The sequence below is a fragment of the uncultured Mailhella sp. genome, assembly GCF_905187505.1.
Taxonomy (GTDB): domain Bacteria; phylum Desulfobacterota; class Desulfovibrionia; order Desulfovibrionales; family Desulfovibrionaceae; genus Mailhella.
The window spans coordinates 1-5,225 of sequence record NZ_CAJJIC010000150.1; the positions used below are offsets into that span (position 1 = coordinate 1).

The following is a 5,225-nucleotide window of genomic DNA, read 5'->3' on the forward strand; positions in this document are numbered from 1 at the left end:
GGCTAGTGGGCAGGTAGTACGCGGCTGGTTAGCAAAAAGTTAGCACTGAACAAAAAAAGAGGTCAGGTTTTTCAACCTAACCTCTTGAATTCATGTGGTGGAGATGAAGAGATTTGAACTCTCGACCCCTGCCTTGCGAAGGCAATGCTCTCCCAGCTGAGCTACATCCCCATGGTCGGTGTCTCACCAACGGGAGGAACTCTAGATAAGCCCGCCCTGATTGTCAAGCATTATTTGCGGCATCGTGCAACTTAACCGACGAACTCCGCCGAGGAAAGCGGGGCCGGTCAACCTGAGCTCAGGCCGTGATGCCGGAAGGTGAGGTTCCATGGCATGTCCGGCAGTGCAGGGCCAGCGCAGGAACGTCCTCACCGACCGGCGTTTGCTTGTGTTCGGTGGATTCCGCACGTCTTTCAGAATGCACGAAGGCAGCTTCGCGAAAGAGCGCCTGTGGTTCCATGCCGTCACCCAGTGCGCGACATGCGGCAAGAGCGGTTTTTCTGGCGGAAGCCATGGACTGAAGCGCCCCTTGGAGCTTTTGATTCTTGACGCAGGTGCCTGCGGCAAAAAGGTTGTCGTTCACTTTTCCGTCGGCATCCGTCGGCAGGACAGCGCCTTTTCCGCAGGCGCAGAGGACGAGATCGTATTCTCTGCACAACGGGGCGAGCATGGTCTGGCCTACGGGGCGGGAGCAGTGAAATTCAATGCCCGCCAGGGCAAGCATGGCCAGGGTTTTTTTCACGATGTCGACCGGGACGGCCGGAGAGGGCGCTGCCGGAGCCGAGCTCGACTCCCGTACGGGTTCGCGAAGAAGCGTCATGCCCGGGGAGGGGGCGGCTTCAAGAACGGTGACGGCATGCCCGTGTTCGCGGAGCGTCCATGCCGCCTGAAGGCCGGCCGGGCCTGAGCCTATGACGAGCGTTCTTTTTCCAGAGGAAGGGGGCAGTTCGGGCGCAGCATAGAGAATGTCGGGGCAGACATGCTCCAGGTGACGCAGAAGAACGGAAAAAGCATTTTTTTCTCCGCCGTGCGGACAGGCGGTCGCCGCTGCGGAGTCGCCGAGTGCGGAGAGAATGCCGCCGAAGGGCGTGGCTCGCCGGAGGGCAAGGCCGGCATCGTTTTCCCTGCCGGCTGAAACCAGGCTGATCAGAAGGCCGTAATCTATCCTGAGCGGGGAGGCTGCCCGGCAGGGAAGAGAAAGGTCCGTGCCGTCGTGCTGTGAAGCGGAAGGAAGGGAAGGGGCAGAGGCGTTCATGGCGATGATGGTTCTCCTCAAGTCATGGGAAGGACGCGGATGCGGCGTCGGAAAGGTGCGTGCCGCAGGCGTTCTGCGGCTCTGCATGAAGCCGTCGCCTGCGGGTCAACGTCTGCACATAGAGCCTAAATTCCGTTTCCGTCAAGATGTCGGGTCGAAAAAGGTTTCTTCCGACAGAGGAGGCATGAAGTTTTCCCCGTAGGAACAAGAAGGGAAGTTCCTACGGGCGAACGCGTCCGACAGCGTTTTTTTTGTTTTTTTCGGGGGGCACATTGCTTAAAAAGCTGTTCCACATGCTTCGAGTTGATCTCGGTCGGTGCTGCTTTGGGATGAAAAGAGTGGCCGACGAAGGGAAAATCAGGGCAGGCTCATTGTGTTTTTTTTCTTTCTGCTTAATTTTGGAGGAAAAATAGGGAGGTTTTCCATGGCGAAAAAAAAGTTTTTGGGTATTTGCGGTTCTCTCAGAGCTGCTTCGAGAAACATGGGACTGCTTCGCTGTGCCGCAGAAGTGATGCCGGAAGAGGCCTCGCTTGAGATTGCCGACATTTCCGAGCTCCCCTTTTATGCAGAGGACAGGGAGAAGACGGCGGCCGTCAGCAGATTCATCGATCAGGTCAGAAGTGCGGACGGCTTCGTGCTGGCTGTACCGGAATATAACTATTCCGTGGCCCCTGCGCTGAAAAATGCTCTGGACTGGGCTTCCCGGGAAAAAGGGGACATCCTTGCCGACAAGCCTGCCGCCATGCTCGGCGCGGGCGGAGGCATGGGCACGTCGCGGGCGCAGTATCATCTGCGTCAGACCTGCGTGTATCTTGACCTTCGGGTGCTGAACAGGCCGGAAGTGTTTGCCAACGCCTTTTCCGACGCGTTTGCGGAAAACGGAGACGTGGCCGATACGGAAGAAGGGAAAAAGCTGCGCGCGAAAGTGGCCGCGCAGATGAAGGCTCTTTGTGAGGCACGGTAGCGCACGGTCTGCCCGCTTCATCCGCGCAGGAGAAGGGGGTTCCGGCGCGGATGAGAGCCTCGTCAGTCTTTGCGGCTTTTCCGTCTTCCGCAGAAAACCCGTCGAAATGCGGATGCTGCGGAAGAGATGAGTCGCCGCGCCGCGACGCGACAGGAAGCATGACGTGAGGCTTTCCGGTCGCGGCGCTTATTCCGGCAGGTTCTGCTTGCCGCACATGGAGACAATGTCGATTCGTATGACGGCCGTGGCGTTCAGCATGCCGTCCGGGACGGGCAGCGTGCAGCGGCTTTGATACTTGTGTGCCAGCGCCGCCAGGGCTGCCTGTTTTTCTTCACGATCGTCGACAAGGGAGGCCGTGCCTTCTCCGCATATGCTGCGGTAGCGCGTCGTTGCCTTTTCCCGATCGATCTCGAGCACTTCATGTACGCAGAAACCAGTGCCCGGGGAGTTGAGCAGACAGTCAAGCTTGCGGCCCTCCTTCGCGCAGTGAACGTACAGCGCGCCGTTCAGGAGCACGAAGTTGACAGGGATGACATAGGGGAAGCCCTCGGCCTGGAATGCCAGGCTCATGACTTCGGCCCGCTGAAGCAGGTTGGAAAAAAATGAGGGGTCGTTGAGCTCTCGGTCCTTGCGTCTCATGATGATCTCCTGAAAAATACCGTTGCACGGCGTAATGGGGGGATGTTCCGGTTTTGAAAGAACGTCGCCTTGTTGTCAATGTTTCTTCATTCCGCCGTCAGAGTCGACGAGTTTTCTGCGGTGGGATCAGAGGCACGCGTATGCGGAAGTTTCTGTTTTTCTCCCGCCGGCAACGTCGCGGATCGTCTTTGCCGAAGCCGGGGAAGACCGGAAAGCTTGAAGTCATGATTCAATGCTGCGAAGCTGACCGCAGCAGGAGCGCGGCGTCCCGAAACAGCAGATCCTGCAGAGGGCTGCAGGCGTTCCGGGGACGCGGCATGAGCAGGAGAGAACGTATGATCGGAGCTCTGATAGGCGACATTGTGGGATCTCGTTTTGAAAGACACAATTGCAAAAGCCGTGACTTTGCATTTCTGACGCCGGAGTGTCACGTCACGGACGACAGCGTCATGACGCTGGCCGTGGCTCATGCCTTGCTGGAAAGTTCCGGTCACAGAGAGTCGCTTTCGCAACAGGTCGTGGAGTCCATGCAGCGTTTCGGCAGACGCTGGGCGAAGGGATGCTATGGAGGACGTTTTACCCGCTGGCTTTACAGCGAGCATCCGCAGCCGTACGGCAGCTACGGCAACGGCTCGGCCATGCGAGTGAGTCCCTGCGCGTGGGCGGCGGAATCGCTGGAAGATGCCCTGGACATGGCAAAACGCGTTACCATGGTCACGCATGATCATCCTGAGGGGCTGCGGGGAGCAGAGGCCGTGACGGCGGTCATATGGCTTGCCAGACAGGGTAAGGACCAGAAAACCATACGAGAGAGCGTGGAGGCGTCCTGGTACGGGCTGGACTTTACGCTGGATGAGATACGCGACGGCTACGGCTGGGATGTCAGCTGCCAGGGCTCCGTACCTCAGGCCATCGAGGCCTTTCTTGAGGCGGACAGTGTCGAGAGCGCCGTACGCAATGCCGTTTCCATAGGCGGAGACAGCGACACCATTGCCGCCATGGCGGCAAGCATGGCCGAGGCGAGGTTCGGGGTGCCCGAAGAGCTCCGGGAGCGCATTCTTGAATTCCTGGATCCTCCGCTTGCCGGGATAGTGGCTCGATTTGAGCAGCATTTTCCTGAGAGCCGAGTCTTGTCGAGAGCCTGACGTCCTGCGCAGGGGAGAGCGCGGGCCGGATGACGTGGAAACAGCGGACGACAGGCGTCATGCCCGCAGATAAAGCCCCGGACGAAGATCCTCCCGTTCGCAGTAAAGGATGCCTTCCGTACCCGGATTGAGCCGGTCCGTCAGTTCTCCTCTATGATTTTCCAGCGCATAGGAGCCGGCCCTCAGGCATGGTCTTTTCATGCCGGGAAGAAGCAGCACGGCGTCGTCATGGCTGTTCCACGGAGAGCGGATCTGAACGCGCCAGCCGCCATGTCCGGACGGTTCCATGAGACGGGCAGCTACGGGACGGGCTCTGAAATCACGGGGGCGTTCTTCCGTACGGCGCTCGGGCAGAAAGAAGCCGGAACAGAGCGGACGCGAAGCCGTATGAAAAAGTTCCTCGACAAGAGCGTCAGCGGAAGGGGCGTTCGGGGCGGCAGAGCCGTTTGTTGCGGCAAGATTCAGCGCCGTGCGGTATACGTCGGTCACCTGAGCGACATAGCCGCCGCTTTTGGTCCGTCCTTCGAGCTTGAGCGCGGTCGGTCCCATGCGGACGATGTCGTTCATCCATCGGACGAGACACAGATCCATGGGGGCCCATATGGCGCTGAAGTCCTCTCCCTGCGTGACGGTCAGGAAGGGACCGTCGTGCCGGACGGCCTCTTCCACGGTAAGGGCGATTCCCCGGTATTCAAAGCGGCAGGGCTGTGTGCAGAGTCCGAGATTGGCCGGTCTTTGATTGACCCATGCGGAAATGAGGCAGTGCCCGGAAAGGGAAAGACACATGGCTCCGTGAACGAACACCTCAAAGTCCATGGAGGGAAAACGCCGGATGAGTTCGGTCATGGCGTCCCTGCCGAGTTCCCTCGCCAGATTGATGCGCTGTACGCCGTTTTCCTGCCAGAACTCCACGGCGGCGGCGTTGACGGAATGGGCCTGTGTGGAAAGATGCAGTTCCATGGAAGGGCAGAGCTTTCGGGAAAGACGTATGACTCCGGGATCGGCTGCGATGAGTCCGTCTACGCCAAGCTCAGGCAGCTTTTCCAGCTGTTCTTCCACAAAGGGCAGCTGCTCGTCATACGGAAGAGCGTTCAGACAGTAGTAGACGCGGACGCCGGAGCGGTGTGCGAAGGTTACGGCGTCTTCCAGCGCCTTGCCGTCAAAGCCCCGGCATTTTGCGCGAAGGGAAAGGGCGCTTCCGCCGAGATATACGGCGTCGGCT

General features: G+C 59.2%; 5 protein-coding genes and 1 tRNA gene. 2 read left to right on the forward strand and 4 right to left on the reverse strand.

Going from position 1 to position 5,225, the window contains the following annotated elements; genetic code table 11:
• Positions 1-95 precede the first annotated feature (95 nt).
• Together QZZ60_RS10405 and QZZ60_RS10410 are read right to left on the reverse strand one after the other, a co-directional pair.
• A tRNA-Ala gene (locus QZZ60_RS10405) sits at positions 96-171 on the reverse strand.
• 127 nt (positions 172-298) lie between these two features.
• On the reverse strand, positions 299-1,342 hold the full coding sequence (locus QZZ60_RS10410) for an NAD(P)-binding protein (RefSeq protein ID WP_295641175.1): 1,044 nt from the start codon (positions 1,340-1,342) through the stop codon (positions 299-301).
• A 337-nt stretch (positions 1,343-1,679) separates the two neighbouring features.
• Here QZZ60_RS10410 and QZZ60_RS10415 point away from each other — a divergent pair, with 337 nt between their 5' ends.
• Positions 1,680-2,219, forward strand: coding sequence for an NADPH-dependent FMN reductase (locus tag QZZ60_RS10415; RefSeq protein ID WP_295641177.1), 540 nt, complete (start codon positions 1,680-1,682; stop codon positions 2,217-2,219).
• A gap of 186 nt (positions 2,220-2,405) precedes the next feature.
• On the opposite strand, the gene QZZ60_RS10420 is transcribed toward QZZ60_RS10415, so the two are convergent.
• The gene (locus QZZ60_RS10420; protein ID WP_295641179.1) at positions 2,406-2,858 is read right to left on the reverse strand and encodes a pyridoxamine 5'-phosphate oxidase family protein; all 453 of its coding nucleotides are present in this window, start codon (positions 2,856-2,858) and stop codon (positions 2,406-2,408) included.
• 335 nt (positions 2,859-3,193) lie between these two features.
• Between QZZ60_RS10420 and QZZ60_RS10425 the strand changes: the two genes are divergently transcribed.
• Complete coding sequence (locus tag QZZ60_RS10425; protein ID WP_295641181.1) at positions 3,194-4,003, forward strand: ADP-ribosylglycohydrolase family protein; 810 nt, start codon at positions 3,194-3,196, stop codon at positions 4,001-4,003.
• 57 nt (positions 4,004-4,060) lie between these two features.
• Here the strand turns inward: QZZ60_RS10425 and QZZ60_RS10430 are convergent.
• The coding region (locus QZZ60_RS10430) for a peptidase U32 family protein (protein ID WP_295641183.1) at positions 4,061-5,225 on the reverse strand (1,165 nt) is incomplete at its 5' end.

What these genes read in the sequence shown, in the direction of transcription:
- QZZ60_RS10415 (WP_295641177.1), top strand. Translation starts at nt 1,680, where the DNA reads ATGGCGAAAAAAAAGTTTTTGGGTATTTGCGGTTCTCTCAGAGCTGCT.
- QZZ60_RS10410 (WP_295641175.1), bottom strand. Translation starts at nt 1,342, where the DNA reads ATGCAGAGCCGCAGAACGCCTGCGGCACGCACCTTTCCGACGCCGCAT.
- QZZ60_RS10420 (WP_295641179.1), bottom strand. Translation starts at nt 2,858, where the DNA reads ATGAGACGCAAGGACCGAGAGCTCAACGACCCCTCATTTTTTTCCAAC.
- QZZ60_RS10425 (WP_295641181.1), top strand. Translation starts at nt 3,194, where the DNA reads ATGATCGGAGCTCTGATAGGCGACATTGTGGGATCTCGTTTTGAAAGA.